A 26,824-nucleotide genomic window follows, 5' to 3' on the forward strand; every position below is an offset into this window, starting at 1 on the left:
TTATCAGATCTTCAGGTAGCCCTTGTCGGCGGGAATTTGCGCGGCCGTCACGAGCGAGGAGGCGTCGCTGGCGAGCCACAACACGATGTCGGAGACCAGGTTCGGGTCGGCCAGCGCGTCGGTCGGTAGCGCGCCGGGAGAGAAGCTGTGGATGTAGGTCTGGTTGTCGGCGAAGAGCTGCCACATCGAGGGGTCGTTGCCCATGGGCGTGTCGGTGCCGTACGGGTGCACCGAGTTGACCCGGATGCCGTACCCGCCCAGCTCCACCGCGAGCGAGTTCGTCAGCCCGACCACACCGAACTTGCTGGCGCAGTAGTGCCCGCACCCGGGGACGGCCTTGATGCCCGCCGCCGAGCTGATGGTGATGATCGAGCCGCCGTTGCCCGCCTGAATCATCGCGGGCACAGTGGCTTTGATCGTGTTCCAGACCCCGGTCAGGTTGGTGTCGAGGACGTCTTGCCATTGCTGCGCCGAAATCTCCCAGAGCCGGCCCCAATTGAGCACGCCGGCGTTGGCGACGACGATGTCCAGGCGGCCGAATTGGGTGATCGCTTCGTCGACGAGCCGCTGTTGCCCCGCGGCGTCGCGGACATCGACCTGCGCGGCCAGCATTTTGCGACCTTCGCTTTCCACCAGGCTCGCCGTTTCGGCCAGGTCCTCCGGCGTCGATGCCGGATAGCCGTTGTTCGCCGCCACCGGGCCGCACACGTCGATGGCGACGACGTCGGCACCGGCCCGGGCCAGCCGCACGCAATGCGAGCGGCCCTGTCCGCGCGCGGCGCCGGTGACGAACGCGACCCGGCCGGCCAGGGGTTTGTCGTTGTCGCTCATACGATCTCGGCCTTCTGTGTCTGGGGCAGCGGGCGGGTACGCACCAGCGTGGGCCACCAGAACCACGGCCCGAGGATGCGCAGGATGCACGGCACGACGAACGAACGCACGATCAGCGTGTCCAGCAGCAGGCCGATGCACACCGTCGAACCCACCTGGCCGACGGTACGCAGATCGCTGGTCAGCATTGCCAGCATGGTGAAGGCGAACACCAAACCGGCCGACGTCACCACGCCGCCGGTGCTGCCGAGCGCGCGGATCAGCCCGGTATGGATTCCGGCGTGCAGCTCCTCTTTGACACGAAGGATCAACAACAGGTTGTAGTCCGAACCCACCGCCACCAGGATGATGAACGTCAGCGGCAACACCAACCAGTGCAACGGCAGGCCGATGAGGTGTTGCCATACGAGGATGGAGAGCCCGAACGCCCCGGCGTAGGAGAAGGCCACCGTGCCGGGGATGACAATCGCCGCCATCAGACTTCTGGTGAGGAACAACATGATCAAGAAGATCAGCACGAAGGCGGCGATCGCCACGATGAGCAGATCGGACGCCGCGTATTGCTTGATGTCCTTGTTGGTTGATCCCGAACCGCCGATGTAGACCTTCGAGCCGGCCAGCGAAGTCTCTTTGAGCGCAACGGTTATCGCCGTGGGGAACTGCTCAACGTGCTGCACGCCCTCGGGGCCGTTGGCGTCCCCCTCATGGGTGATGATGAGCCGGGCCGCCTTGCCGTCGGGCGACATCAGCAGTTGCATACCCGTTTTGACGTCGTCGTTGTCGAAACCCTCGTGTGGGATGTAAAAGAAGTCATCACTGCGGGATTGATCGAAGTCGAGCCCCACATTGATCTGGTCTTCGAATGTCTGGTCGGTCTGAGTGGACTGCAGAGAAGACTGGCCGTAGGTGCTGACCAAAAGAGAGGCCAAAGCCTCCGAGTCGTCGGCCGTGAGTTTGAGCTGCGTGATGATTTGCGGCAAGGTCTTGTCGATGACCTCGAGAGACGTTACGGCGTCCTTGATGTCGTCGGCCATCTTGTCGAGGCCGTCGATCGACTCGAACAGCGACCTGAACGCGTAGCAGATGGGAATGTCGAAACAGTGCTTCTCCCAATAGAAATAGCTGCGAATAGGCCGGAAGAAGTCTTCGAGGTTGGCAAGGTTCGACCGTAACTCGTCGGTGACCTTTTGCATGTCCTCCATGGTGAGGACCGTCTTGTGCATCTCATCCGACATCGTTTGGAAGAAGCCGATCTCTTTGCGCAAGACCGCGACCGTGTGCTGTGTGATCTGTGCCTGCTCGTTCGTATTGGCGTTCTGCTGCAAGGTGAACGGGAGCTGTTGACCGCTGCCGCTGCCTTGCGTGGTGAACAAGTAGGGGATGGTGGCATGTTCCAGCGCCCTGCCCATGGGCCTGGTGATGCTTTGCACCATCGCGACGCCGGGGAGGCGTTGCAGGGCCTTGGCTGCGCGGTCCAATGAGATGAAGTCACCCGAGTTTCGCATGTCGTGATCTGACTCGATCATCAGCATCTCGGAAAACAGCTTGCTCTTCGGGAAGTGCCGGTCGGCGGCCTGGAAACCCAGGTTGGCGGGCGAATCGTGCGGCTGGTACTGGCGGTCATCGTAGTTCTGCCGGTACGTCGGCACGAAGATCGCCCCGAGCAGAACGGCGGTGGCGCTGGCGAAGAGGATCGGCACCGGCCACCGGACCACGCTCGTCCCGAAGCGCCGATACAGATGCGCCTTGGCCTTGCTTCTCGGGTCGAAGAGCCCGAAAAGGCTGCCCACGGTCAGGAACGCCGGGCCGAGCGTCAGCGCTGCCGCGATGGTGAACAGCATGCTGATCGCGACGGCCGGCCCCATCGTGTGGAAGTAGTTGAGCCGCGCGAAAGTCAAGCAGTAACACGCCCCCGCGATCGTCAGCCCCGAGCCGAGGATGACGGGCGTGACGCTCTTGTACGCGGTGTAGAACGCCTCCTCCCGGCTCTCGCCGTCGTGTCGGGCCTCGTGATAGCGGCCCATCAAGAAGATGCCGTAGTCCGTCCCCGCCCCCAAGGTCAGCGCGACGACGATGTTCACGGCGAACGACGAGAGCTCGATGTACCCGAGATGCCCGAGGGTCGCGATAACCCCCTTCGCCACCAGCATCTCGAACAGAACTCCGGCCAACGGCACAAATAGGGTGACGATCGAGCGATACACCAGCAGCAACATCGCGATGATCAGGAAGATCGTCACGATCGTGATGTTGTTCAAGCTCGAATTCGCAATAGCCACAGTGTCTTTGGCGAGGGGGGCCGCGCCACTGACATAGACCCTGAGCCCGGGCGGTGGCGCGTCCTTGGCGACGATATCCCGAACGGCGGCCACGGATTCGTTCGCTTGCATCTGGCCGATATCGCCCGCGAGACGCAGCAGCACGTACGCGCACTTGCCGTCGAGGCTCTGCGCCCCCGCCGCGGTGATCGGCTTGCCCCACAGATCCATGGCGTACTGCACATGCTTGGGGTCCTGCTTGAACCTGCGCATCAGATCGTCGTAGTACCGATGATCCGCGTCGCCCAGCGGCCGGTTGGCTTCGAGCACGATCATGGCCAGGCTGGTCGAATCGGACTCGCGGAACTTCGCGCCGATGGAAAGCAACGACCGCTGCGACGGCGCGTAGTGCGGAACCAGCGGCCCCGCCAACTCTTCGGCGACCCTCTCTACCTGCGGCATGAAGGTGTTCGTCGACACGGCGAGCAGGCCCCAGAAGGCGATGATCGGTATCGCGAGGACGCGGACCATCCTGGGGAAGAACGGCCGCTTCGCCCGAGGCTGGGCCTGGTGCTCGCTCATGCGGATTTGACCAGGCAATAGACGTGTGCGTCCTGGTGGGCATCGGACTGTTCGGCGCGGACGATGCCGTTCACCCGCAGCCGGCATCCGACTTGACCGCCGTGAACCTGCGCCGAGATGCTGCCGGACACCACGGTGAGTGTCGTCGCCTCGGTGTGCGACCAGGGCAAGGTCGTGAGATCGACCTGATGTGGATGCCCGTTGATGTCCACCCAGACGAGCATCCCGCCATCACCGACCGAGCCGAACAACTCATAGGTGAGCCGTTTGATGCTGAACTCCGGAGGCGCTGCCGGTTCATTGACGGTGATGACGGGCGGGGGATTGGAGAACTCGTGCACCTTCACCATCGCCACCCCGCCCACGCCGACGGCGATGACCGCGACCAACGGCATCCAGACTCGCGCCAACACGGTCCTGCCGACCGAACGAGGGCTCACTGGATCACCCCTCGGAGTCCGGTCCCAGACATCGTCTTCACGCCCCTTGCTCTGCCTTCAGGCCACTGCAGATAGTAGACGGCCGTGTACTCAAAGGACAGCTGATCGTGCAAACGATAGCGGTAACGCCTCCAGCGCGCGACCAGAAGGGCCCGCGGGCATACCTGGCGGCGACACCGACAGCGCCAGATGCCTTAGGCTGCTGCGTCCGTCAGGAGATCTTCCGTAGTCGCCGTTTCAACCTGGCGCTCCGCAGGATCTGAACAGTGAGGTTCATAGCGGCCAACATGGGGAAGACCCCCAGAAATGTACGTTCGGAGGGCGTCGCTCCGTGCAGGTGGTAGAGGCTGCCGAACACGTAGAAACAGCCCAAACCGAACAACGTAGCGGGGAGGCATAACGCCAGCACGGAGCCACGACCCGCAAGGAGTTGTTTCGCATAATTCAACTCGTCCTGCGACATGGGTTGGCGTTTACGCACTTTGGTGACTACCGCCTTGGCGCTGCCCACCTCTTCACCGACCGGGGTGGTCGTTCGATCGCCCAAACGTTTAATGAAGACGGCGGCAATGGTCGCGAACACCAGCGCAAGCGCGAGGCCTATCACGGTCAGCAGGCCATACAAAAACGAACTCATGCTCCAGTCCTTGCTCCGCCGTGGGGTTTACGAAGGCTCGCGGTGAACGCTACCCCAACGAGTGCGGCCGGGCGTCAGCGTTTTCTTCAGTCGCGGTCCCTGATCACGTCGCGGACGATCAGTCCGAGCAGGGCGATCAGGCCGAGGGGTACGAGGAGCTTGAAGACGATCGAGGCGTGGCTGTAGAGCAAGCCGTACGCGAGCGTTCCGATCACCACCATGGTGAGCAGGATGGCGCGATTGATCTTGTCCGTACTCATTGCAGGCAACCTAACTTCCCGGCGGCGAGACCTCAAAACCCGAAGTCGCCACCACCGCCGGAATCGGAACCACCGCCGCCGAAGTCCGATCCGCCGCCGAAATCGGAGCCGCTGGAGTCCCAGCCGCCCCCGGAGTCCCAGCCGCCGCCGAAGCCCACGTCACCGCCGCCGGAGTAGGCGGCGTCGTTGCCGGCGAATCCGACGTCGGCGCCACCCGAGTCCTGGTAGCCGCCGGTGAACCCGACGTCGGCCGGCGCGCTGTCGTAACCGGCCGCCTGTCCGCCGTCGTCGCCGTAGCTGTTGGCATCCGCGAACGCGGAGTCGCGGCCGGCCTCGAAGCCCCGCTCGTAGCTGCCGCCCCAGTGGTCGTCGAGCAGCGCGTCCATCAGCAGCACGTCGGTCAGCGCCCATGTCCAGCCGGGCCCCCAGAACGCGTACGGGTAATAGCCGGGGTAGAAGAACATCCCGTTGTGGTAGCCGCCGCCGTAGTAGTACGGGTAACCCGGCTGGGCGGTGGTGCTGTAGTTATTGTTGTTGATCGTCACCGTTTCGCCCGTGTCAGGGTTCTTGGTGCGCACCGTGGCCTGCTTGCGGTCGTCGGCCGGGACCGACGTCACCGCCGCGACGTCCGGTTGCCGCGGGTCGAGCTTGCGGTTAGCCTTGGCAACCGTGGATTCCACCACCCGCAGGTGCGCCCGCGCGGAGCCGTAATCGCCTTTCTCATAGGCTTTTCGGGCGTCGTACAGGCTGGCGTTGGCTTTCAACGATTCGGCGCTGACGTCGACGCCGCCCGCGCTCAGTACCGCGTTGTCGAGGTCGCTGACGTTCGACGTGGCCGCGATCAGTTCCTGCTTGATCTCCTCGCGCGCCTCGGTGTCCTTGCGGTGCTTGCGATTTCGGCCGACGGCGAACCAGAACAGGCCGGCCATGGCCAGCGCGATGCCGGAGATGACCAGCGTCACCTTCAACCACGCCCACTCGTCGTGCTTTTGGTGGGCGACCGGTGAGGTGGTCGCGGGTCCGACGGGGGCCGCATTGGCGCTCGCCAGCCGGCCGACGAAGGCGCTGGTAGCGCCGTAGGGGTCGTTGCGGTGATCCCGTGCCGACTGATTCATGAATTGGTCGACGTTGTCCGCAATGGCCTTGGGCACGTTGTAGGCGCGCACGTGGTAGCCGCGAGCGTCGATGACGAGAATGACGCCGCTGAATCCGGCGTTGCGGGCCAGCATGGCGGTGTGTACGGCGTCGGCGGTGGTCACACCGCTCTGGGCGGGCGACACCGCCGCCACCCAGACCGGTGGGCCCGCGCTCCACCGCCACGAGCTGGTGAGGATCTGCTGGTTCAGCTTGTCGGGGTTCTGCAGCGGCGGTCTGGCACCCGGGTCGACCACCACATGCGTCTGGGCGTCGAACCTGCTCACCAGCTGGTCGGTGTAGGCGTCGGCCGAAGCGGTCGGCGCGAGCAGCACGGCCAGTATCACGGTCAACGGGACCAGGACAAGGCTGCGCAAGCGTACGGTCACATCTCTCCTGCCACGAGTCGTTGCGTGAGCGCCCACCCTAGTCCGTTTCGGACGGCTCTGCCGCGCGGCCGGCTTGCGCTGGTTACCGGGGCGGCCGGCCAACCGCGGGCGCGTGCCGGGGCTCCCCGGCGACCACTAGATCTTGACCGTCAGCGGCCAGACGTTCCAGATCTCGTCGCAATACTCGGTAATGGCGCGATCCGACGAGAACTTGCCGCTGCGCGCGGTATTGAGGATCGACATCTTGGTCCATGCCTCGCGGTCCTGCCACGCGGCGCTGACCCGCTCCTGACAGTCCACGTATGACGCGTAGTCGGCGCACACCAGAAAGGGGTCGTCATAACGCAGGTTATCCACGACGGGCTTGAACACCTCGGTGTCCCCGCGCGAAAACGTCCCTGACGCAATGAGATCCAGCACCACGCGCAGCTCGTCGTTGCCGTCGATGTAATCGTTCGGTCGATACCCGTCGGCCTTGACCGCCCCGACCTGCTGCTCGGTGAGTCCGAACAGGAAGAAGTTCTCGGGGCCCACCTCGTCGCGCATCTCGACGTTCGCCCCGTCCAGGGTGCCGATGGTCAGCGCCCCGTTGATCATGAACTTCATGTTCCCGGTCCCGGAGGCTTCCTTGCCCGCGGTGGAGATCTGTTCGGACAGATCGGCGGCCGGGTAGATCAGGTGGGCGTTTTGCACGTTGAAGTTCGGCACGAAGGCCACCTTGAGGAACCGGTTCACGTCGGGGTCGGCGTTGACGGTTTCGCCGACCGCGTTGATGAGCTTGATGATCCGCTTGGCCAGGAAGTATCCGGGCGCGGCCTTGCCGCCGAAGATGAAGGCCCGCGGCGGGATCGACAGGCCGGGGTTGCACTTCAGCCGGTGATACAGCGCAACGACGTGCAGGACGTTGAGGTGCTGCCGCTTGTACTCGTGGATGCGCTTGACCTGAACATCGAACAGCCAGTCCGGGTTCAGTTCCACACCGGCCACCGAGTGGATGTATCTGGCCAGGCGTGACTTGTTGGTGCGCTTGATGTCGCGCCACTCGCGCCGGAAGGCCGCGTCGTCGACGAACGGCTCGAGCCCGCGCAGGCGACCCAGGTCGGTCAACCAGCCGTCGCCGACAGTGCGGTCCAGTAGTTCGCGCAGCCCCGGGTTGGCCAGTGCGAGGAAGCGGCGCGGCGTCACCCCGTTCGTCTTGTTGCGGAACCGTTCCGGCCACATCTCGTAAAAGTCTTTCAGGACACTGCTTTTCAGCAACTCCGAATGGAGGGCGGCGACGCCGTTGATGGCATGGCTGCCGACGGTGGCCAAGTGCGCCATCCGGACGAACTTGCCGCCGTTCTCACCGATCAACGACATCCGGGCGACCCGGTCCTCGTCGCCGGGGAAGTGGGCGCGCACCTCGTCGAGGAACCGGCGGTTGATCTCGTAGATGATCTCGAGGTGGCGCGGCAGCGACTCGGCGAACATCTGCAGCGGCCAGGTTTCCAGCGCTTCGGGCAGCAGCGTGTGGTTGGTGTACCCGAACGTCGCGACGGTGATGTCCCACGCCGCGTCCCAATCCAGCTCGCGCTCGTCGACTAGCAGCCGCATCAACTCGGCGACCCCGATGGACGGGTGAGTGTCGTTGAGCTGCAGCGCAAACCGCTGAGGCAGTTCCTTGACGGAAACATCCGCGAGATCGTCCATGATGTGCAACACGTGCTGCAGCGAGCAGGACACGAAGAAGTACTGCTGCAGCAGGCGCAGCCGCTTGCCGGCCTCGGGCTCGTCGTTGGGGTAGAGCACCTTGGTGACGGTTTCGGACGTCACCTCGTCCTCGACGGCCTTGTAGTAGTCGCCGGTGTTGAAGGCCTCCAACGCAAATGACTTGACGGCGCGCGCGCTCCACAACGTCAGCACGTTGCAGGTGTTGACGCCGTAGCCCTGGATGGGTGTGTCGTAGGCGGTGCCTTTGAGCAACCGTCCCGGCACCCAGCGGACGCGATCGCGGCCGGACTCGTCGGTGTAGTGCTCGGCGTAGCCGCCCCACTTCACCAGGAAGCTGACGTCGGGTTTGGCGATCTCCCAAGGGTTTCCGTTGTCCAGCCAGTTGTCGGTCTGCTCGACCTGCCAGCCGTCGTGGATTTCCTGGTCGAAGATGCCGAATTCGTAGCGGATGCCGTAGCCGATCGCCGGTCGTTCCAGGGTGGCCAGCGAGTCCAAATAGCACGCGGCGAGCCTGCCCAGGCCCCCGTTGCCCAGCCCGGGTTCCTCCTCGCAGGCCAGCACGGTGTCGAGATTCTGGCCCATCGCCGCCAGCGCCTCGCGAGCCGCCCGCTCCATCTGGAGATTCAGCAGGTTGTTGCCCAATTGCGGGCCCATCAAAAACTCGGCCGACAGGTAGCAGGTCACCTTGCGGCCGAGGTCCAGCGAGGTCTGCGTTGAGGCCACCCGGCGATCCTGCATGCGATCCCGCACCGCCAGGGCGAGCGCGCGGTAGTAGTGCTCGGGGCGCAGGGCCGCCGCCGGACGCCCGATCGAGTAGCGCAGGTGGTCGTTGATCGCCCGCTGCAGCGCGGCCGCGCTCATCCCGGTGCGCGAGTGCTCGATCAGGTCGGCCCGGGTGGGGCTGCCGGGGTCGAGCCCATCGGAGGGCGTCTGATCGACATCGGTCATGGTGGGTCCTACTCGCTAGAGAGGGTGTCAGCACGGCGTGGCCTACCCAGCGGTGTGCAGGCCGTCAGTCTCGCACGGGCGTTTGCACACCAAGAGCGGAATGGACGTCTGTCATGTGAACGGAAGCTCACGTGCTCGCGACGAGAGAGCGTTGCTATCGGGGTCGGTGGTTGCGGCGGCGACCCCACAGCGCAGAATCCTCATCCGTGGGCCGGCCTGATGGCGGTGAATCGACGGAGCCACGTCAACTGCCGTTGGCGTCGGCCGGCGCGCGCTGGCTCATCGCCGCGGCTGTCCTCGGTTCGGGAATTGCGCTGCTTGACGCGACCGTGGTCAACGTCGCGCTGCCTACCATCGGCAGGCAGCTTGGTGGGGGTCTGACCGGGCAACAGTGGGTCCTCGATGGGTACCTGTTGACGCTGAGCGCCTTGCTCCTCTGCGGAGGCGCTGCAGGCGACCGGTACGGCCGGCGGCGCGTCTTTCTTGCGGGACTGGTGGTTTTCAGTGTGGCTTCTCTCGGCTGCGGTTTGGCGCCAACGATCGGATGGCTGATCGGAACTCGGCTGCTGCAGGGTGTCGGCGCGGCGGCGTTGGTCCCCGGCAGTCTTGCACTGATCGACGCCGGCATCACCGACAGCGACCGCGGCCGTGCCGTCGGTCTGTGGGCGGGCATGTCTGGCGTCACGACGGCGCTGGGTCCGTTCATCGGCGGCTGGCTGGTCGACGCGGCGTCGTGGCGCTGGGTTTTCCTCTTGAACCTTCCGTTGGCCGTCGTGGTGGCATGGATCGCGACGCGGCATATCTCGGAATCTCACGATCAAACCGCACGGGGCGGCCCCGACATACCCGGGACTGCCGCCGTCACGGTCGGCCTGGCGGGGGTGATCTTCGCGCTGATCGAGGCCCCTTCGCGCGGTTGGACATTCGTGACTGTCATCCCCGCATTTGTGGGGCTGACGGCGTTGGTCGCTTTTCCCCTGATTGAACGGCGCGCACGGTCACCGCTGTTGCCCCCGAAGCTTTTCCGCTCAACGCAATTCGTCGGCGCCAACCTCACCACCTTGGCTGTGTACACGGCGATCGGCGGTGCGTTGTTTCTGTTGACGCTGCAGCTGCAACAAAGCCTGCACTACTCTGCCCTCGCGGCCGGGCTGGCGACGTTGCCGATGACGATCATCATGATGATCGGCTCCCCGTTCGCCGGTGCGTTAGGGGAGCGGACCGGCACCAGGCTGCCCATGACGGTCGGCCTGTTCGTCGCTGCGGGCGGTCTGGCGTTGATGGCGCGTATCGTGCCCGGGGCAACGTACCTGGCTGTAGTCCTGCCCGCTGTGGTCATCTTCAGCGTCGGCCTGGCGATCACTGTGGCGCCTCTGACTGCAGCCGTTCTCTCCGCCGTTCCCGACAGCTATGCCGGGACGGCTTCGGGTGTCAACAACGCGGTTTCGAGGATCGCGAATCTTCTCGCAATCGCCGTGTTACCTGTCGCAGCCGGGATCGACGCGGCCCCCGGGACGCCGCTGGGCCCCGGCTTCTCGCTGGCGATGATCATCGCCGCGGCTGTGTGTGTGGTTGGCGGAAGCGTCGCGCTGGTGACCATTCGCACCGGCGCCGACATTGCGCATCAGTTGGTGCCGGGCATCAACCACGCCTGTCAAGATCCGTGCACCCGACGGCCGGGCAGCCGCGCGCCGGACGCAGCGTAGTTCTGCGACAGGAGGGCAAGGATTCGTTGCCACAGCGGACGAAGCCAGGCGGTCAGTGCGCGCCGGTCAGATTCAGCGTCACCACCCCGGCGATGATCAGCCCCACACCGACGACCTTCGACAGCGAGATCGGCGAGCCCAGGAACAGCACCGCGATCAACACGATCAGGGCCGTGCCGATGGCCGACCACAGCGCATAGGCGACGTCGGTCTGCATACCGCGCGAGATCGACACCGCCAGCAGCGCAAAGGAGACGGCATAGCCGATCAGGCACACGACGGTCGGCCACAGCCGGCTGAAGCCTTCGGTGCTCTTGAGCAAGCTGGTCGCTACCACCTCTGTGAAGATCGCGCCGAGGAGAAAGAGATAGGTCAAAACGCCTCCTTGCATACGGGTAGTACACGTACGTATTTACCGGACTGATTACGTAGCCTGGCCCTCGTGAGGAATGGTCTCGATGCTCGCCTGGCCCGTCACACCCCGGCCGTGCTCAGCCTGTTTCGCCTCGTCTACGGTTTACTCTTCGCCGCGTACGGTTCGAGAAGCCTGTTCAATTGGCCGGTCCGCTCGCCGGTGGCGGTCGAGTTCGGATCCTGGCCCGGCTGGTACGCCGGACTGATCGAGATCGTCGCGGGCCTGCTCGTCGCCGCCGGGCTGTGCACCCGCGCCGCCGCGTTCGTCGCGTCGGGGCAGATGGCGGTCGCCTACTTCTCGGTCCACCAGCCCCAGGCGCTGTGGCCGGTCGCCGATCCGCCGGCCGGCAACGGCGGCGCGCTGGCGATCCTCTTCTGCTTCGCGTTTTTCCTGCTGGTCTTCACCGGCGGCGGCAGCTACGCCCTGGACGCGCGACGCAGAATGCTTCCCCTCCGCCGGCGATAATGGCATTCTCTGATGCGGAGAAGCCATTTCCGCATGGCCGGGAGGCCGAGGAGGTCGACGATGAGCGCGCAGCGGTGCGACGGGACGGTGGCCCTCGTCACCGGCAGCAGCCGGGGCCTGGGCAGGGCGATCGCCATGCGGCTAGCTTCGGAAGGCGCCACGGTGGCCCTGACCGCCCGCACGATGGACCCCGATCCCAAGTACCAGGGGTCGCTGAGCCAGACGCGCGACGAGATCGTCGCCGCTGGCGGGAAAGCCGTTGCGGTCCAAGCTGATCTGTCCCAGTCCGACGACCGGGAGCGTCTTTTCGCCGAGGTGGTCAGCGCGGTCGGTGCACCCGACATCCTGGTCAACAATGCCGCGGTGACGTTCCTGCGGCCCCTCGACGGATTTCCCGAGCGGCGAGCGCGGCTGATGATGGAGATGCACGTGCTCGGGCCCCTGCACCTGTGTCAGCTGGCGATACCCGCGATGCGCGAGCGCGGCCGCGGCTGGATCCTGAACCTGACCTCGGTGGGCGGTGACCTGCCGCCCGGTCCGCCGTTCTCCGAGTTCGACCGGACCGCGGGCTTCGGCATCTACGGCACGGCCAAGGCCGCCCTCAACCGATTGACGAAAAGCCTTGCGGCCGAACTATATGACGACGGGATCGCGGTCAACGCCGCCGCCCCGTCCAATCCCGTGGCCACGCCCGGCGCCGGCACCCTCGATCTGGCCAAGACCGACACCGAGGACATCGCGCTGATCACCGAGACGGCGTTTCGGCTGTGCACCGGCGATCCGAAGACCCTGACCGGGCGCGTCGCACACACCCAGCCCTTCCTCGCCGAGGTCGGCTGGACCGCGCCGGCCCCCTGACCGGATGAGCAGCGCCGAGCTCGATACCACCGCGTTGCGCCGCCGGCTCGCCGGCGCGGGCGTGGCCGACGTCGCCCCGCTTGCCGGGGGAGCCTCCAGCCTGACCTTCGCGGGCACCAGGGAGGGCCGACGGGTCGTGGTCAAGGTGGCTCCGCCGGGCGTCGCACCCGTTGCGCACCGCGACGTGCTGCGCCAGGCCCGCGTCATCAAAGCGCTTGCCACGACCGGTGTTCCGGTGCCGGAGGTTCTGTGGGAGGACGCGGGGGATCCGCCCGGCACGCCACCGCTCTACGTGATGACGCACGTCGAAGGCGAGTGTGTGGAGCCGTTATTCGACGATTTCCCATCCGTGCGCGATCTGTGCGACCGGTACCGGAATGCGTGCCGCGTCATGGCCGCGCTGCACAGGCTGGCGCCGTCGGACCTCGGGCTGGGCGACGAACCGGTGGTCGATCCGGTCGCCGAAGTCCACCGGTGGTCGGCCACGCTGGCGACGGTCGACCCGGAGCTGGCCCCCGGCTGGCCGAGAGTGCGTGACGCGCTGCGTGATTGCGCGCCCAGCGCAATGGCGCCGAGCGTGGTGCACGGTGACTTCCGGCTGGGCAACCTGCTCGCGGCCGGATCGCGGGTCAACGCCGTCATCGACTGGGAGATCTGGTCGATAGGCGATCCGCGCATCGACGCGGGCTGGTTCTTGATCAACTGCGATCCCGGCACCTACCGGCGGGTTGCCGCGCCCGACGGCATGGTGCCGCCGATCGCCGAGATCGCCGAGCTGTACCGATCCGAGTTAGGTTGTGAGGTAAGCGATCTGGCGTGGTTCATGGCACTGGCGTGTTTCAAGTCGGCGGCGACCTGGTCGCTGATCGTCAAGCACAATCGCCGGCGGGCGGCGCCGCGCGCCGAATTGGAAGCCATGGCAGGGGTTTTGCCGAGACTGCTCGACCGCGCCGGGTCGGCGCTGGCTTAGCGACGGTATTACTGGCAGCGCACCAGGAGGTTTTCGCAGATCATTCCGACGTCACCCGTGTCGTTCACGGGCTGGCCCTCATTCGACGGGTTGGTCCAGGTGGTCGGGAACGGGCTCCACACGTCGTCGAGCCCCGGCGGCTGGGGGCGCGGATCGACGTTCGGGTCCGCATGCGCGATGCCGGCGCCGCTTGCAAGGGCGATGGCGGTTGTCACGCAGACCAGCAGTCCGCGAGCGCGCATGCGAAGCGTCATCGCCGCCTCCTCGGTTTCTGCCGGGATTGTTGGCTTTTCTTGGCTTTTCGAAGTCCAATTCTACCCGCGGCGCCATATCGCGTAACAGTCACAAACGCACAACAACTTCGGCCGACGGCCCAGCAAATTTCGCTACTCGAAATGCTGGGTGCGTACGGTGTCGCCCGTGAGGCCCATAGCCGCGGTCGTTCGTCGCGCCCTGGTGGCCGCCGCATGCCTGGCTGTTTCTTTGCCCACGGCGCCGACGACGGGCGCGGATCCCGACGCCGCCCCGCCCCCTCCGGAAGCGGCCCCGGTGGCCGACGGAGCGCTGCCCTCGAATCCCCCGGTGGTCCTCAACACCCCCGACGGTTGGACCCTTGGCGTGGGCGCCCGGGACGAGGCGCAGGTACCGGTGGCGCCGTTGACCACCGCGGTGTCGTCCCGCGAATACCTCGCCAGCGGGATATTCGTCGCCTCGTTGATGGGCCCGGGACGCCCCCAGGGGGTGCTCGAGGTGGGTTACGAGATCGGCTGTGGCATCGACATGAGCACGTCCGACGGCGTCACGATCGGCGGCACCGCTGGCATCACTCCGGGTGTGACGGGACCGGTGACCGGTGTGCCCGGGGACGTGCTGCCGTTGGTCGTTGCTCCGATCGCGGGTGTGCTCAACGTGGGGCTCAAGCCGGGCCTCGTGATCGTGGTGCCGGTGGTCAAGAAACAGTTCAGGGGCCCGAATCCCTGGGTGATGGTCAGCAACTTTCACGTCAAGATCGACGGGTGCGTGGGCGAGTCGTTCATCCGCTCCTACGCGGTGCTCAATCGGGTGACCGACGATTCCGACGTGGTCTTGTCCTACGTCGGCGTCACCAAGAAAGTCTGAGCGGGCCCGCCGCTCAGCCGCGGGGGATGCCAGCGAGCTTGTCGGCGAACTTGGCCTCGGCGGCCGCGCGCAACCGCAGCAGATGCTCGGAGGGAAACAGATCCGGTGCGGGCTCACGGTCTTTCAGCAACAGCCGCGCCAGCGTGACCTTGTGTACTTCGGTCGGGCCGTCGGCCAGTCCGAGCACGAATGACTCGACCAGATACTGCACGAACGGCATCTCGTGCGTCGTGCCCAGGGACCCGTGCACCTGAAGCGCCCGCGACGACACGTCGTGCAGGACCTTCTGCATCATCGCCTTGACCGCCGAGATGTCGGCCCGCACGGCCTTGTAGTCGTTGAATTGGTCGATCTTCCAGGCCGTTTGGAGGGTCAGCAGCCGAAACGCCTCGATCTCCATCCACGAGTCGGCGACCATCTCCTGCACGAGCTGCTTGTTGGCCAGCGCCTCGCCCTGGGTGTAGCGCGACACCGCCCGCTCGCAGATCATGTCGTAGATCCGGCGGACCAGGCCCACCGTGCGCATCGCGTGGTGAATCCGCCCGCCGCCCAGGCGAGTCTGCGCGACCACGAACGCGCCGCCGCGCGGGCCCAACATGTGATCGGCCGGCACGCGGACGTTTTCGTAGCGGACATAGCCCTCACGGCCACCGCCGGTCGGCTGGTAACCCAGCCCGACGTCGCGCAGCACGTTGATCCCGGGGGTGTCGCCGGGAACGACGAACATCGAGTAGCGCTCATAGGGCGGCGCCTCGGGATCGGTCATCGCCATCACGATGAGGAACGACGCCATCGAGGCGAATGACGAAAACCACTTCTCCCCGTTGATGACCCAGTGATCGCCGTCGGCCACCGCGGTGGTGCGAAACACCTTCGGGTCGGCCCCACCCTGCGGCTCGGTCATCGAGAAGCACGAGATGATGCGGTTATCCAGCAGCGGCTCCAGATAGCGCTCCTTGAGCTCGGGGGTGCCGTAGTGCGCCAGGATTTCGCTGTTGCCCGAATCGGGTGCCTGCGAGCCGAACACGATCGGCGCGCATTCCGAGCGTCCCAGGATCTCGTTGAGCAGCGCCAATTTCACCTGCCCATAACCGGGACCGCCCAGGTGCGGGCCCAGGTGGGTCGCCCACAGCCCCCGCTTCTTCACGATGTCCTGCAGCGGCGGGATCAGCGCCTGACGCACCGGGTCGTTGAGGTCGTGGGATTCGGTGACAATCAGGTCGATCGGCTCGCACTCCTCGCGCACGAAGCCGTCGACCCACTGCAGTTGTTCGGCCCACTGTGGGTCGGTGGAGAAGTCCCACGACATGTGTCGTCCTCTCTAAGGTGGTCACTGTGGCTTGCTTTGGGCCACCACGCCGGCGTCCTCCAGCGCGGTGATGTCCTCGGGGGTCAGGCCCAGCTCACGCAGCACGGCGTGGGTGTGATCCCCCGGGAGCGACGGAGGCGCGGGCGTGCCGGGACGGGTCCGGGAGAAGCGTGGCGCGGGGGCGGGCTGGGTGATGCCGTCGAGCTCGAAGAACGTCTGCCGCGCGACGTTGTGCCGATGCCGCGGCGCCTCGATCAGCGAAAGAACCGGCGTCGCACAGCATCCCGGCGTATCCAGGAGCGACTCCCACTCGGCGCGGGTCTTCTCGGCGAAGCGCGCGGCCAGTGCGGCCCGGTGGGCGGCCCACGCCGTCGGATCGCCGTCGTCGTGGGGCACGTCGACGCCCAGCCGGTCGCACAGTTCGGCGTAGAACTTCGGTTCCATGGCGCCGACGGCGATGTGGCCCCCGTCGGCCGTGGCGTAGGTGCCGTAGAAGTGCGCGGCGCCGTCGAGCAGATTGTCCTGACGCCGGTCGCGCCACGTGCCGGCGGGCAGCATGCCGAAATACGGTGCCAGCAGCGCGGCGACGCCGTCGACCATCGCCACGTCGAGGACCTGACCCGCGCCCGACTCGCGGGCCTCCAGGATGGCGCTGAGCAGCCCCACCGCCAACAGCATTGCGCCGCCGCCGTAATCGCCGACAAGGTTCAGGGGCGGCACCGGTGACTCGGCCGTGCCGATGGCGTGCAGGGCGCCCGTGAGCGCAAGGTAATTGATGTCATGACCAGCGTGACCGGCCAAGGGCCCGTCCTGTCCGTAGCCGGTCATGCGGGCATAGACCAGCCGGGGGTTGCGCTCGCGCAGCGCATCTGGTCCGATGCCCAGGCGCTCGGCTACCCCCGGGCGGTAGACATCCACGAACGCGTCGGCGTCGGCGGCCAGCCGGTGGACGAGGTCGCGCCCGCGCGGGTCCTTCACGTCGGCGGCCAGGGAGCGCTGGCTGCGGCGGACCGTGTGGTCGACCGGTCGCGGGCCGTCGACACCCGCGAGAGCGTCGACGCGGATGACGTGAGCGCCCAAGTCTCCCAACAGCATTCCGCAAAACGGCGCTGGCCCCAGCCCGCCCATCATGACGATGCGCACGCCACGCAGGGGACCGGTCATGAAGACCACTTCTTGCGGCGGTCGGCCGCCTCGTCGGTCGCATGAGAGATCACCTGATTGCGGTTCTCCAGTTCCATCGCCGACGCCAGACTGACGGCGTCGGTGTTGACCTGAAGGGCGCGCTTGGTCAGCTGCGCGCCGAGCGGGGCGTGGCTTGCGATCAGCGACGCCAGCTCGACCGCGCGGTCGGCCAGCCGATCCGGCTCGACGACCTCACTGACCAGGCCGCGACGGTCGGCCTCGGTGGCCGATACGGTGCGGCCGGTCAGCATCCAGTCGGCGGCCACGCTGGTGCCGACGATGCGCGGCAGGTGATAGCTCATACCCATCTCGGCGCCCGAGAGCCCGAGCAGGATGGCGGCGTTACCGAAAGACGCTGCCGTCGAGCAGATTCGGATGTCGGCGGCCAGGCACAGCGCGAGCCCGGCGCCCACGCAGGGGCCGTTGACCGCGGCGATCACGGGCTGCGGCAGCGCGCGCACCGCTTCGGCGAGGGCGGCCATCCTTTCCTGAAAGCGCATCCGGTCCAACGCGGGGGCGCTCGCTTCGAGCATCGAGGGGCCGAAGTCGCGCATGTCGATGCCCGCACAGAATCCGCGTCCCGCGCCGGTCAGCACCGCGGCGTGTGCCGCCGGGTCGGCGGCCAGATCGCCGAGCACCTCGCGCAATTCGGCCTGCATCGTCTCGTTGATGGCGTTGAGTCGCTGCGGACGATTCAGGCGCACAATGGCGACCCCGTCGCGGGGCCGTTCGAGCGCCACGGTGTCCGGCATGTTCACACCCGCTCGATGATCGTCGCCGTGCCCATCCCGCCGCCGGTGCACATGGTGATCAGACCCGTTGTCAGGTCACGACGTTCGAGCTCGTCGAGGACCGTCCCGATCAGCATGGCGCCGGTGGCGCCGATGGGGTGCCCGAGCGCGATCGCCCCGCCGTTGACGTTGACCACCTCGGGGTCGATGTCGAGGTCGCGCATGGTCTTGAGCGGGACGGCGGCGAATGCCTCATTGATCTCCCACAAATCGATGTCGGCCACCGTCATGCCCGCGCGGTGGAGGCAACGCTGAGCCGCGGGGCCGGGGGCGGTGAGCATGATGATCGGTTCGCTGCCGAGCGCGGCGGTCGCCCTTATCTGCGCGCGCGGGGTGACCCGATGGGTGTGCATCCAGTTCGACGAGGCCAGCGCCACCGCCGCGGCGCCGTCGACGACGCCGGACGAGTTGCCGGCGTGGTGCACATGGTCGATGCGGTCGATGCCCGGATAGCGCTGCAGGCAGATCTCGTCGAAGGTGTGTCGCTCGCCGTCGGCGCACGCGGCGCCCATCGCGGCGAAGGCCGGTTTGAGCCTGGCCAGCGACTCGGTGGTGGTGCCGGGACGGGGATGTTCGTCGCGTTCGATGCGACCGTGCGGTGTCGGCACGTCGACCAGAGAACGCTCGAAACGGCCCTGATCGATGGCCGCGCTGGCGCGGCTCTGGCTTTGCGCGGCGTAGGCGTCGACGGTCTCGCGGTCGAATCCCTCCAGGGTCGCGATGAGGTCGGCCGAAATGCCCTGCGGGACAGTCGGATACAGCGCGCGAAGGTCCGGGTTGTTGCCGTCGATGGTCGGGACGCCCGCCGTGACATCCCAGCGCGACATCGATTCGACGCCGCCGGCGATCACCAGATCCTCGCTGCCCGCGGCGATGCCGGCGGCCGCCACGGTGACGGCCTGCTGGCCCGATCCGCAGAATCGGCTCAGCGTCATCCCGGGCACGCTCTGGGGCCAGCCGGCCAGCAGCACCGAGAGTCGGGCGATGTCATCGCCGTGGTCTCCGGACAGAATGCCGTTGCCGGCGATCACGTCGTCGACGTCCGCCGGGTCGAAGCCGACCCGCTCGGCCAGCGCGGTCAGGCACCGGGCGAACAGGGCCTGCGGGTGCACGCCGTGCAGCCCGCCGTCGGGGCGGCCGCGCCCGCGGGGCGTGCGGACCGCGTCGAGAATCCAGGCGTCGATGATGGACTCCGATCGTTGTTCGGGCTGGACCGGCACGGGTCACCAGCGATCGTAATCCGTCTCTCGGCAATGGAGAACTACCTTCTCCAAATTGGCGAAGCTGTTCTCGTTCGGTCAGGGGCGGGCCTCGGCGTGGCCACCCCACTGGTGCACGCGCCGGGCGCCGCACGGCCGAGCGCCGAAATCGGCCAGCGCAGGGCCGGTTTCGGTGTCCGGCACGCGGCCGTTGCCGGTGCGCGGCGGGTAAGCGGCGCAGGGGCGCATAACCGGGCGCTCGGCGGGTAGTCCGGCGCCATGACCAAGATCGGATACTTTCTCACCTGCGAGCAGTTCGGCCCGAAGGAACTCATCGACCAGGCCAAGCGGGCCGAGGACGCGGGGTTCGACGCCTTGTGGATCTCCGACCACTACCACCCCTGGAACGACGAGCAGGGTCAGAGCCCCTTCGTGTGGGGGGTGATCGGTGCGCTGTCGGAGGCGACGTCGCTGCCGGTCAGCACCGCCGTCACCTGCCCGACCATGCGGATCCACCCGGCGATCATCGCGCAGGCGGCGGCCACCGCGGCAGTGCAGCTCGACGGGCGCTTTGTGCTCGGGGTCGACAGCGGTGAGGCCCTCAACGAACACATCCTGGGCGATCCCTGGCCGTCGGCCGGTGTGCGGCTCGAGATGCTGGAGGAGGCGATCGACGTCATTCGCAAGCTGCACAAGGGTGGCGAGGTGAGCCACCACGGTAAGCACTACGAGGTGCAGGAAGCGCAGGTCTACACCCGGCCCGAGCGGCCGGTGCCGATCTACGTCTCGGCGTTCGGCCCACAGGCCGTCGAGCTGGCCGCCCGCATCGGCGACGGCTACAGCATCGCCATGCCCGACGGCGACCTGGTCAAGCAGTTCCGTCAGGCCGGGGGCGGCGACAAGCCGGTGCAGGGCGGTACCAAGGTCTGCTGGGACGCCGACGCCGACGCCGCGCTGAAGACCGCGCACCGGTTGTGGGCCAACGAGGGGTTGCCCGGCCAGACGTCGCAAATCCTGCCCCGGCCCAAGGATTTCGCCGCCCTGCAGTCGCTGGTGCCGCCCGAGACGGTCGCCGAAAGCGTGGCCTGCGGTCCCGACCCCGACAAGCACATCGCACAGGTGCGCGAGTACATCGACGCCGACGTCGACGAGATCTACGTGCAGCAGATCGGTCCCGACATGGACGGGTTCTTCGCCGCGTGGCGGCGTGACGTGCTGCCCCAGTTGCGTGGGTAGGGCTCAGCCGAAATCGGTGCTGCTGGTGAGTTGTTCCCACTGCGAGATCTCGGCTGCCCGCGCGTCCGCCTTGTAGCGATAGGCGGCCAGCGCGTCGGGCCCGAGCAACAGAAACGCCGGCGGCTCGGGCGATTCGACGGCCGCGATGATCGCCTTGCCGGCCTTGGCGGGGTCGCCGGGCTGATTGCCGTGCATGGTGTCGTTCTCCTTGCGACGCTGCCCGGCGGTGGCGGCGTAGTCGTCGATGACGGTGGCCGACTGGATCAGCGATCGCCCGGCGAAGTCGGTGCGAAACGCGCCGGGCTCGACGACGGTCACCGAAATGCCCAGCGGGACAAGCTCACCGCGCAGGGCGCCGCTCATGCCCTCGATCGCGGCCTTGGCCGCCGCGTAGTACCCGGATCCCACCGGGGTCAGCTGGGCGCCGATCGAGGAGATGTTCACGATGGCGCCGCTGCGGCGCGCCCGCATGCCGGGGAGGACGGCCTTGATCATGGCGACGGTGCCGAAGAAGTGTGTCTCGAACAACGCGCGGACGTCGGCGTCGTCACCCTCCTCGACCGCGGCGCGATAGCCGTAGCCGGCGTTGTTGACCAGTACGTCGATGCGGTCGAACCGGTCCTGTGCGCGCCGCACGGCCGAGGCGACCTGGGCGGGGTCGGTGACATCGAGGGCGGCGGCGAGCACCCGCTCGGGTGCCGATTCGGCCAGCTGGGCGACCGCCGCGACGTCACGCGCGGTGACGACGGCGTTGTGGTCGGCGCCGATGACCGCCTCGGCCAGCGCGCGACCGAGCCCGGTCGAGCACCCGGTGATGAGCCATGTGGACATGGGAACGCTTACCCCTCACCGTCGAAAGCCGGGCCGTCGAATCGATCGCGAGTGATGAACTCCGCGACCGCCCGCCGGCGCAGCTTGGTCAACTGCCGCACCGGTTTTCCCAGCGGCACGACGGCCGCCACCGCATGCCGGTCGGGAATGTCCAGCAGTCGGCGGACCTGGTCTTCGGCCGCGATGGCCATCGTCGTGATGGTGCCGCCGTACCCCTCGCCGCGGGCGGCGAGCAAGATGTTCCAGATCAACGGGTAGACCGACGCGCCCCCGGCGATACCGACGCGGTCCAGGTCCTGATCGACGGCCGCGACGACGGTCAGGTCCACCGAAACGACAAGGACGACAGGCGCATTGGCGATCGGCGCCACAAACGTGTCAGGGATCTCGGTGGCGTCGATGACTTCTTGCGGCACGCCACTGGGATGCACTGAGTTCCATGGGTTTTCGCCGGCCTGCTGCTGGGCGAAGTAGCGGCGGGCGGCGGGCTTGCCGAGTTCGGCCAGCCGCCGGCGGGTCGCCTCGTCGCGCACCACGGTGATGTGGGCGCCTTGCCGGTTGCCACCGCTCGGGGCGAACCGGGCATGGTCGAAGATGCGGCCCAGCACCTCGTCGGGCAGCGGGTCGTCGGTGAATTCCCGTGCCGCGAAAGTTGTTCGCATCACGTCGTATAGCTGCATGGTGGGATGGCTCGTCAACTCGCGGACGCGCGCCGCTCCAGCCGGAAGGTGCGCTCGAAGCCCGCCGGCCGCGTCGTCAGCGTCACTTCCACCGCACCGCTGGGGGCGATGACGTAGCGCTCCTCGACATCGGGTCCGTCCTTCCAGCGACCGACCGGCTGACGCCGGAGGTCGTCCCGGTCGTACAGGGCCGGGTCGAACGGAAACAGCACCGGGTCATACGGCGTGACGTCGCCGTCGGGCCGCCCGTTGACCAGGCGGCTGCACTCCACGAACCGGAAATGCCCGATGTTGTGCGCCGCTCGGTAGGTGCGCTTCACCACCAACGGGGACCGCCCGTCGGCCGGCAGCGAGACGTCCTTGCACACGATGGGGTCGAAGACGACCCCGGCGCCCGCCTCGGCCTCGCGGAACACCCCAAAATTCCTCGAAAAGCGTTCGGAGAGCGCAAAACCCGACTCCTTGTCGAGGAAGACGGCAAGCCCGATCGCCGTGGCCGCGAAGGGATGCGGTGAGCGTTTCACCCGCTTCTCGCCGAAGGTGCCGCGCAGCATGCGCGACACCAGTGGGAAACCGCCGGCCCCGCCGACGACGTAGATGCCCGCCACCTCCGACCAGTCCACGTCGGTGCGTCCGCGCGCCGGGTCGTGCAGGACCCGGCGCAGCAGCGTCATCGTCTGGTCGACCAGCGGCGCACACACCGCGTACACGTCGTCGATGGGGCAGGAGAAGGGGGGCCGATCGAGCGGGGACAGGTCCACCAGGAAGCGGCGGGTCTGCGGCCCGACGGCTTCCTTGCGCGCGGCGCACTCCTCGGCCAGTAGGTCGCGCTGGGCCGCGCTGAGTGCGGGCAGGCCGGCGCCGGACAACACGAGTTCGGCGATCGCGTCGTCGAAGTCGTCACCGCCGAGGCGTTGAATACCCTCGCTGATCACCACCTCGTTGGCGTGCCCGGTCATCTTCAGCAGCGACGCGTCGAACGTGCCGCCGCCGAGGTCGTAGATGAGGACGTATTCGCGTTTGGCGGTGATGGTCGAGCGGTACCGGTGGGCGTATTCGAGGCTGGCGGCCGACGGCTCGTTGAGCAGCGCGACGACGCGGAACCCGGCGGCCACGTAGGCGTCCAGCGTGAGCAGGCGCTGGGCGCTCGAGGCGTTGGCCGGCACGCTGATGGCGGCCTCGATGGCTTCGCCGGGACCCGGGGTGGCGTTCGAGTTGCGCTGCAGGTCGGCCTTGAGCTGGGACAGGAAGCCGGTGAGCAGGTCGGCCAGGCGATAGTCGCGGCCGGCCAGGCTGATCTCGGTCTGCGGCCCGGCGTCGTTGAGCAAGCGTTTGAACGAGCGCAGCACCGACCATGCCGGGTCGTGCCGGACGGCGGCGGCGTCCGGGCCGAAGCGCAACTGGCCGGCGGCGTTGGCCGCGATGAGCGACGGCCACGCGTCCTCGCCCTCGAAGGAGACGACGGGATAGTTGCCGCGATCGACGGCCGCGACGACGGTGTGGGTGGTGCCGAAGTCGATACCGACTCTCATCGCGCAAGTTTAGGACCGCGGCGCGGGCTTGGGCACAACCTTTTTGCCCGGCGTGCCGTGCGCGTTCGGCAACTCGTCCCATCGCCGCTGCACCGCGCGCTCGGCGGCGGTGGGGATCAGACCCGAGGGCGCGAAGAACCGCGAGGGCACCGGCTCGTCCTCGGTCAGTGGCCGGCCGGGCCCGCGGATAGCCCCGAGCGCGACCACGGCGCCGGCGATCACGACGATGACGACGGCCGCCGCGAACAGGATGGACAGCGTGCCCTGGATGAAGGTGTTGCGGATGACGTCGTCGAGCTGGTGCGCGTTCTTGGCCGAACCGAACGCCGTCTTGCCCGCCTGCCTGGCCGCCAGGTACTTCGAGTGCTGCGTCCAGTAGCCGACGGCCGGGTCGGGCGAGAAGATCTTCTGCCACGACGCCGTCAGCGTGACCACGAGATCCCACAGCAACGGGATCCCGGGGATCCACACCCACTTCAGCAGGCCCTTTTTGATGACGATGACGGTGATGACGGTCAGCGCGATCGCGGCGAGCAGCTGGTTGGCGATGCCGAACAGCGGAAAGAGCGTGTTGATGCCGCCCAGCGGATCGGTCACCCCCATCAGCAGGATGCTGCCCCAGGCCGCGGCCACCGCCAGGCTGCACAGCCACACACCCGGACGCCAGCTCGGATTGCGCAGCTTGGTCAGGGGGCCGCCCAGGTTGCCGAGGGTGTCGGAGAGCATGAAGCGGGCGACGCGGGTGCCGGCGTCGACGGCGGTGAGGATGAACAGCGCCTCGAACATGATCGCGAAGTGGTACCAGAACGCCTTGAGGCTCGCACCGCCGAACACCCGGTAGAGCACCTCGGACATGCCGACCGCCAGCGTCGGCGCCCCGCCGGTGCGCGACACGATCGACTTCTCGCCCACGCCGGTGGCGGCAGCGGTCAACTGGTCGGCGGTCACGGGAGCGCCGCGCAGCCCGAGGCCGTTGACGTAGTGCGCGGCGGTGGCCGCGCTGCCGCCGGTCTGCGCGGCCGGCGCGTTGAGCGCGAAGTACACGTGCTGGTCCAGGATCGCCGCGCTGATCAGCGCCATGACCGCGACGAACGATTCGGTGAGCATGCCGCCGTAACCGATCAGCCGCATCTGGCTTTCCTTCTCCAGCAGCTTGGGCGTGGTGCCCGAGGAGATCAGCGCGTGGAATCCGGACAGCGCCCCGCAGGCGATGGTGATGAACAGGAACGGGAACAGCGCGCCGGGGAACACCGGCCCGTCGCCGCGGGCCGCGAACTGCGACACCGCGGGCGCCTGCATGACCGGGCGCGCGATGCAGATGCCGACCGCGAGCAGCGCGATGGCGCCCACCTTCATGAACGTCGACAGGTAGTCGCGCGGGGCCAGCAGCAACCAGACCGGCAGCACCGACGCGACGAACCCGTAGCCGATGATCAGCCAGGACACCGTGACCGCCGACAGGTTCAACCACGATGCGCCCCAAGGGGTTTCGCCGATCCAGGCGCCGGCGCCCACGGCCAGCAGCAGCAGCGCCACCCCGATGAGGGAGACCTCGGCGACGCGGCCGGGACGCAAAAACCGCAGGTAGCATCCCATGAACACGGCGATGGGAATCGTCATGGCGATGGAGAACACGCCCCAGGGACTCTGCGCCAGCCCACGCACCACCACCAGCGCGAGGACCGCGATGATGATCACCATGATGACGAACGCCCCGAGCAGCGCGGCCACCCCGCCGGCGGCGCCGAGTTCGTCGCGGGCCATCTGCCCCAGTGAGCGCCCGCGCCGCCGCGTGGAGATCCACAACACCAGGTAGTCCTGCACCGCGCCGGCGAACACCGCCCCGATGACGATCCAGATGCTGCACGGCAGGTAGCCCATCTGGGTGGCCAGCACCGGACCGACGAGCGGTCCGGCCCCCGCGATGGCGGCGAAGTGATGGCCGAACAGCACGCGGCGATCGGTCGGCACGTAATCGGTGCCGTCGTCGAGAACCTCGGCCGGCGTGGCGTGGTCGTCGCGCGGGCGGACGATCTTCATCTCGATCAGCCGGGCGTAGAACCGGAACCCGATGAGGTAGGTGCACATCGCCGCGACGACGAACCAGACCGCGTTGACCGTCTCGCCCCGCGTGAACGCGATGATCGCCCAGGCGACGGCGCCGAGCACCGCGACGACGGCGAACACGATCTTGTGCCGCACGGTGATGGCGGAGCGGTCGACGATGGCGACGGGTGGCAGGTCTGCGCCGCCGTGGATGTAGCTGATGTCGTCGTCGTGCTCCGTGACCGCCACGGACCGAAACCCTACGCGCGCAGCATGAACTGCGCCTGTCGGAGAGGGCGTCGTTCAGTACAGTGCGCGCACGGCGTCGATGGTGTCGGCCTCGGCGGGGCTCTTGTCGTCGCGATAGCGCACTACGCGGGCGAACCGCAGCGCCAGCCCGCCGGGGTAGCGCGACGACTTCTGCACGCCGTCCAGCGCGATCTCGACGACCTGCTCGGGCCGCACGCGTACGACGTAACCGTCCGTGCCGTCGATGGCCAGCTCGCTGAACCGTGCGGTCTGCCACGCCAGCATGGCGTCGGTCATGCCCTTGAAAGTCTTTCCCACCATGACGAATTCGCCGCTGGCCGGATCGCGGGCGCCCAAATGGATGTTGGAGAGTTTGCCGCGGCGGCGTCCCGATCCCCACTCCACCGCGAGCACCACCAGATCCAGCGTGTGCACCGGCTTGACCTTCAGCCAGCCCGCGCCACGGCGGCCGGCCTGATACGGCGCGTCGGGCGCCTTGGCCATCACGCCCTCGTGGCCGGCGGCCAGCGTCGCGTCCAGGAAGGCGCTCGCCGCCGCGGGATCGGCGGTGAGCAACCGGTCGACCCGCTGGGCCGGGGGCACCAGCGCGTCCAGGGCGGCCAGCCGGTCGGCGGTCGGGGCGTCGAGCAGGTCGACGCCGTCGCGATGCAAGATGTCGAAGAAAAACACCGAAAGTCGCTGCGCGGCAAGGGCTGCCGCGATGTCGACGGAGCGGCCGAAGCGTGAGGCCGTGACCTGGAAGCGCTGTGGCCGGTTGTCGGGCCGCAGCGCGATCGCCTCGCCGTCGGCGATCAGGTGATCGACGGGCAGCGCCAGCGTCGCCTCCACGACTTCGGGCAGCCGGGCGGTGACGTCGTCCAGGCTCCTGGTGTAGACGGTGACCTCGTCACCCGCGCGGTGGATCTGTACCCGCGCCCCGTCCAGCTTGGCTTCGAAAATCGCCTGCCCGCCGTGGCGTTCGATCGCGTCGGCCACGCCCGTCGCGGTCTGCGCCAGCATCGGGCCCACGGGGCTGCCGACCCG

24 protein-coding genes are annotated in these 26,824 nt (G+C 67.5%); 6 read left to right on the forward strand and 18 right to left on the reverse strand.

The features are described 5' to 3' along the window. Positions 1-3: 3 nt before the first annotated feature. The 7 genes from DQP57_RS16945 to DQP57_RS16970 all read right to left on the reverse strand — a co-directional run bounded on the left by DQP57_RS16945 (position 4) and on the right by DQP57_RS16970 (position 9,102). On the reverse strand, positions 4-831 hold the full coding sequence (locus tag DQP57_RS16945; protein WP_112634000.1) for a mycofactocin-coupled SDR family oxidoreductase: 828 nt from the start codon (positions 829-831) through the stop codon (positions 4-6). Next, a complete protein-coding gene (locus DQP57_RS16950) occupies positions 828-3,671 on the reverse strand; it encodes an RND family transporter (protein ID WP_112634001.1) in 2,844 nt (947 codons plus the stop codon). The genes DQP57_RS16945 and DQP57_RS16950 overlap by 4 nt, the downstream gene beginning before the upstream one ends. After that, on the reverse strand, positions 3,668-4,066 hold the full coding sequence (locus DQP57_RS16955; RefSeq protein WP_165821830.1) for an MmpS family transport accessory protein: 399 nt from the start codon (positions 4,064-4,066) through the stop codon (positions 3,668-3,670). Before DQP57_RS16955 ends, DQP57_RS16950 begins: the two co-directional genes overlap by 4 nt. Positions 4,067-4,322: 256 nt before the next feature. After that, positions 4,323-4,748, reverse strand: coding sequence for a hypothetical protein (locus tag DQP57_RS16960; protein ID WP_112634003.1), 426 nt, complete (start codon positions 4,746-4,748; stop codon positions 4,323-4,325). An 86-nt stretch (positions 4,749-4,834) separates the two neighbouring features. Further along, complete coding sequence (locus tag DQP57_RS26885) at positions 4,835-5,008, reverse strand: hypothetical protein (protein ID WP_165821829.1); 174 nt, start codon at positions 5,006-5,008, stop codon at positions 4,835-4,837. 32 nt (positions 5,009-5,040) lie between these two features. Beyond that, a complete protein-coding gene (locus DQP57_RS16965; RefSeq protein ID WP_112634004.1) occupies positions 5,041-6,531 on the reverse strand; it encodes a hypothetical protein in 1,491 nt (496 codons plus the stop codon). 135 nt (positions 6,532-6,666) lie between these two features. Then, positions 6,667-9,102 carry a glycogen/starch/alpha-glucan phosphorylase gene (locus DQP57_RS16970; protein ID WP_112634019.1) on the reverse strand — a complete coding sequence of 812 codons (2,436 nt, stop codon included), beginning with the start codon at positions 9,100-9,102 and terminating at the stop codon, positions 6,667-6,669. A 335-nt stretch (positions 9,103-9,437) separates the two neighbouring features. Here DQP57_RS16970 and DQP57_RS16975 point away from each other — a divergent pair, with 335 nt between their 5' ends. Beyond that, positions 9,438-10,895 (forward strand): MFS transporter, encoded by a 1,458-nt coding sequence (locus DQP57_RS16975; RefSeq protein ID WP_112634020.1) that lies wholly within the window; start codon positions 9,438-9,440, stop codon positions 10,893-10,895. 52 nt (positions 10,896-10,947) lie between these two features. Here DQP57_RS16975 and DQP57_RS16980 read toward each other — a convergent pair whose 3' ends face one another. Then, the gene (locus tag DQP57_RS16980; protein WP_112634021.1) at positions 10,948-11,271 is read right to left on the reverse strand and encodes a DMT family transporter; all 324 of its coding nucleotides are present in this window, start codon (positions 11,269-11,271) and stop codon (positions 10,948-10,950) included. Between the two features lie 66 nt (positions 11,272-11,337). Here DQP57_RS16980 and DQP57_RS16985 point away from each other — a divergent pair, with 66 nt between their 5' ends. The 3 genes from DQP57_RS16985 to DQP57_RS16995 are packed head-to-tail and all read left to right on the forward strand — an operon-like array spanning position 11,338 to position 13,603. Then, the gene (locus DQP57_RS16985; protein ID WP_112634005.1) at positions 11,338-11,775 is read left to right on the forward strand and encodes a DoxX family protein; all 438 of its coding nucleotides are present in this window, start codon (positions 11,338-11,340) and stop codon (positions 11,773-11,775) included. Positions 11,776-11,835: 60 nt separating this feature from the next. Then, entirely contained in the window at positions 11,836-12,633 is a 798-nt protein-coding gene (locus tag DQP57_RS16990; protein WP_112634006.1) for an SDR family NAD(P)-dependent oxidoreductase, read from the forward strand. A gap of 4 nt (positions 12,634-12,637) precedes the next feature. Then, a complete protein-coding gene (locus DQP57_RS16995) occupies positions 12,638-13,603 on the forward strand; it encodes a phosphotransferase family protein (RefSeq protein WP_112634007.1) in 966 nt (321 codons plus the stop codon). 8 nt (positions 13,604-13,611) lie between these two features. Here the strand turns inward: DQP57_RS16995 and DQP57_RS17000 are convergent, their stop codons facing one another. Next, positions 13,612-13,857 (reverse strand): hypothetical protein, encoded by a 246-nt coding sequence (locus DQP57_RS17000; protein WP_112634008.1) that lies wholly within the window; start codon positions 13,855-13,857, stop codon positions 13,612-13,614. A 166-nt stretch (positions 13,858-14,023) separates the two neighbouring features. Here DQP57_RS17000 and DQP57_RS17005 point away from each other — a divergent pair, with 166 nt between their 5' ends. Then, complete coding sequence (locus DQP57_RS17005; protein ID WP_430919519.1) at positions 14,024-14,722, forward strand: MspA family porin; 699 nt, start codon at positions 14,024-14,026, stop codon at positions 14,720-14,722. Between the two features lie 13 nt (positions 14,723-14,735). On the opposite strand, the gene DQP57_RS17010 is transcribed toward DQP57_RS17005, so the two are convergent. The 4 genes from DQP57_RS17010 to DQP57_RS17025 are packed head-to-tail and all read right to left on the reverse strand — an operon-like array spanning position 14,736 to position 19,179. After that, positions 14,736-16,031 (reverse strand): acyl-CoA dehydrogenase family protein, encoded by a 1,296-nt coding sequence (locus DQP57_RS17010; RefSeq protein ID WP_112634009.1) that lies wholly within the window; start codon positions 16,029-16,031, stop codon positions 14,736-14,738. Positions 16,032-16,052: 21 nt separating this feature from the next. After that, positions 16,053-17,195, reverse strand: coding sequence for a CaiB/BaiF CoA transferase family protein (locus DQP57_RS17015; RefSeq protein WP_112634010.1), 1,143 nt, complete (start codon positions 17,193-17,195; stop codon positions 16,053-16,055). Next, the gene (locus tag DQP57_RS17020; RefSeq protein ID WP_112634011.1) at positions 17,192-17,968 is read right to left on the reverse strand and encodes an enoyl-CoA hydratase/isomerase family protein; all 777 of its coding nucleotides are present in this window, start codon (positions 17,966-17,968) and stop codon (positions 17,192-17,194) included. The genes DQP57_RS17015 and DQP57_RS17020 overlap by 4 nt, the downstream gene beginning before the upstream one ends. Before the next feature lie 2 nt (positions 17,969-17,970). Next, a complete protein-coding gene (locus DQP57_RS17025) occupies positions 17,971-19,179 on the reverse strand; it encodes an acetyl-CoA C-acetyltransferase (RefSeq protein WP_112634023.1) in 1,209 nt (402 codons plus the stop codon). Between the two features lie 306 nt (positions 19,180-19,485). Here DQP57_RS17025 and DQP57_RS17030 point away from each other — a divergent pair, with 306 nt between their 5' ends. Next, positions 19,486-20,442 (forward strand): LLM class F420-dependent oxidoreductase, encoded by a 957-nt coding sequence (locus DQP57_RS17030; protein ID WP_112634012.1) that lies wholly within the window; start codon positions 19,486-19,488, stop codon positions 20,440-20,442. A gap of 3 nt (positions 20,443-20,445) precedes the next feature. On the opposite strand, the gene DQP57_RS17035 is transcribed toward DQP57_RS17030, so the two are convergent. The 5 genes from DQP57_RS17035 to DQP57_RS17055 all read right to left on the reverse strand — a co-directional run. Continuing rightward, positions 20,446-21,273: an oxidoreductase gene (locus DQP57_RS17035; RefSeq protein ID WP_112634013.1), complete on the reverse strand. Its 828-nt coding sequence runs from the start codon at positions 21,271-21,273 to the stop codon at positions 20,446-20,448. Between the two features lie 8 nt (positions 21,274-21,281). Next, positions 21,282-21,953, reverse strand: a complete 672-nt coding sequence (locus tag DQP57_RS17040) for a nitroreductase family protein (RefSeq protein WP_112634014.1) — start codon at positions 21,951-21,953, stop codon at positions 21,282-21,284. A 14-nt stretch (positions 21,954-21,967) separates the two neighbouring features. Then, a complete protein-coding gene (locus tag DQP57_RS17045) occupies positions 21,968-23,485 on the reverse strand; it encodes an Hsp70 family protein (RefSeq protein ID WP_112634015.1) in 1,518 nt (505 codons plus the stop codon). Between the two features lie 9 nt (positions 23,486-23,494). Further along, positions 23,495-25,780: a carbon starvation CstA family protein gene (locus DQP57_RS17050; RefSeq protein ID WP_112634016.1), complete on the reverse strand. Its 2,286-nt coding sequence runs from the start codon at positions 25,778-25,780 to the stop codon at positions 23,495-23,497. A gap of 54 nt (positions 25,781-25,834) precedes the next feature. After that, positions 25,835-26,824: ATP-dependent DNA ligase (locus DQP57_RS17055; protein WP_114149386.1), on the reverse strand; the 990-nt coding region annotated here is incomplete at its 5' end.

Origin of the sequence: Mycobacterium colombiense (assembly GCF_003284935.1) — a bacterium.
GTDB lineage: Bacteria > Actinomycetota > Actinomycetes > Mycobacteriales > Mycobacteriaceae > Mycobacterium > Mycobacterium arosiense_A.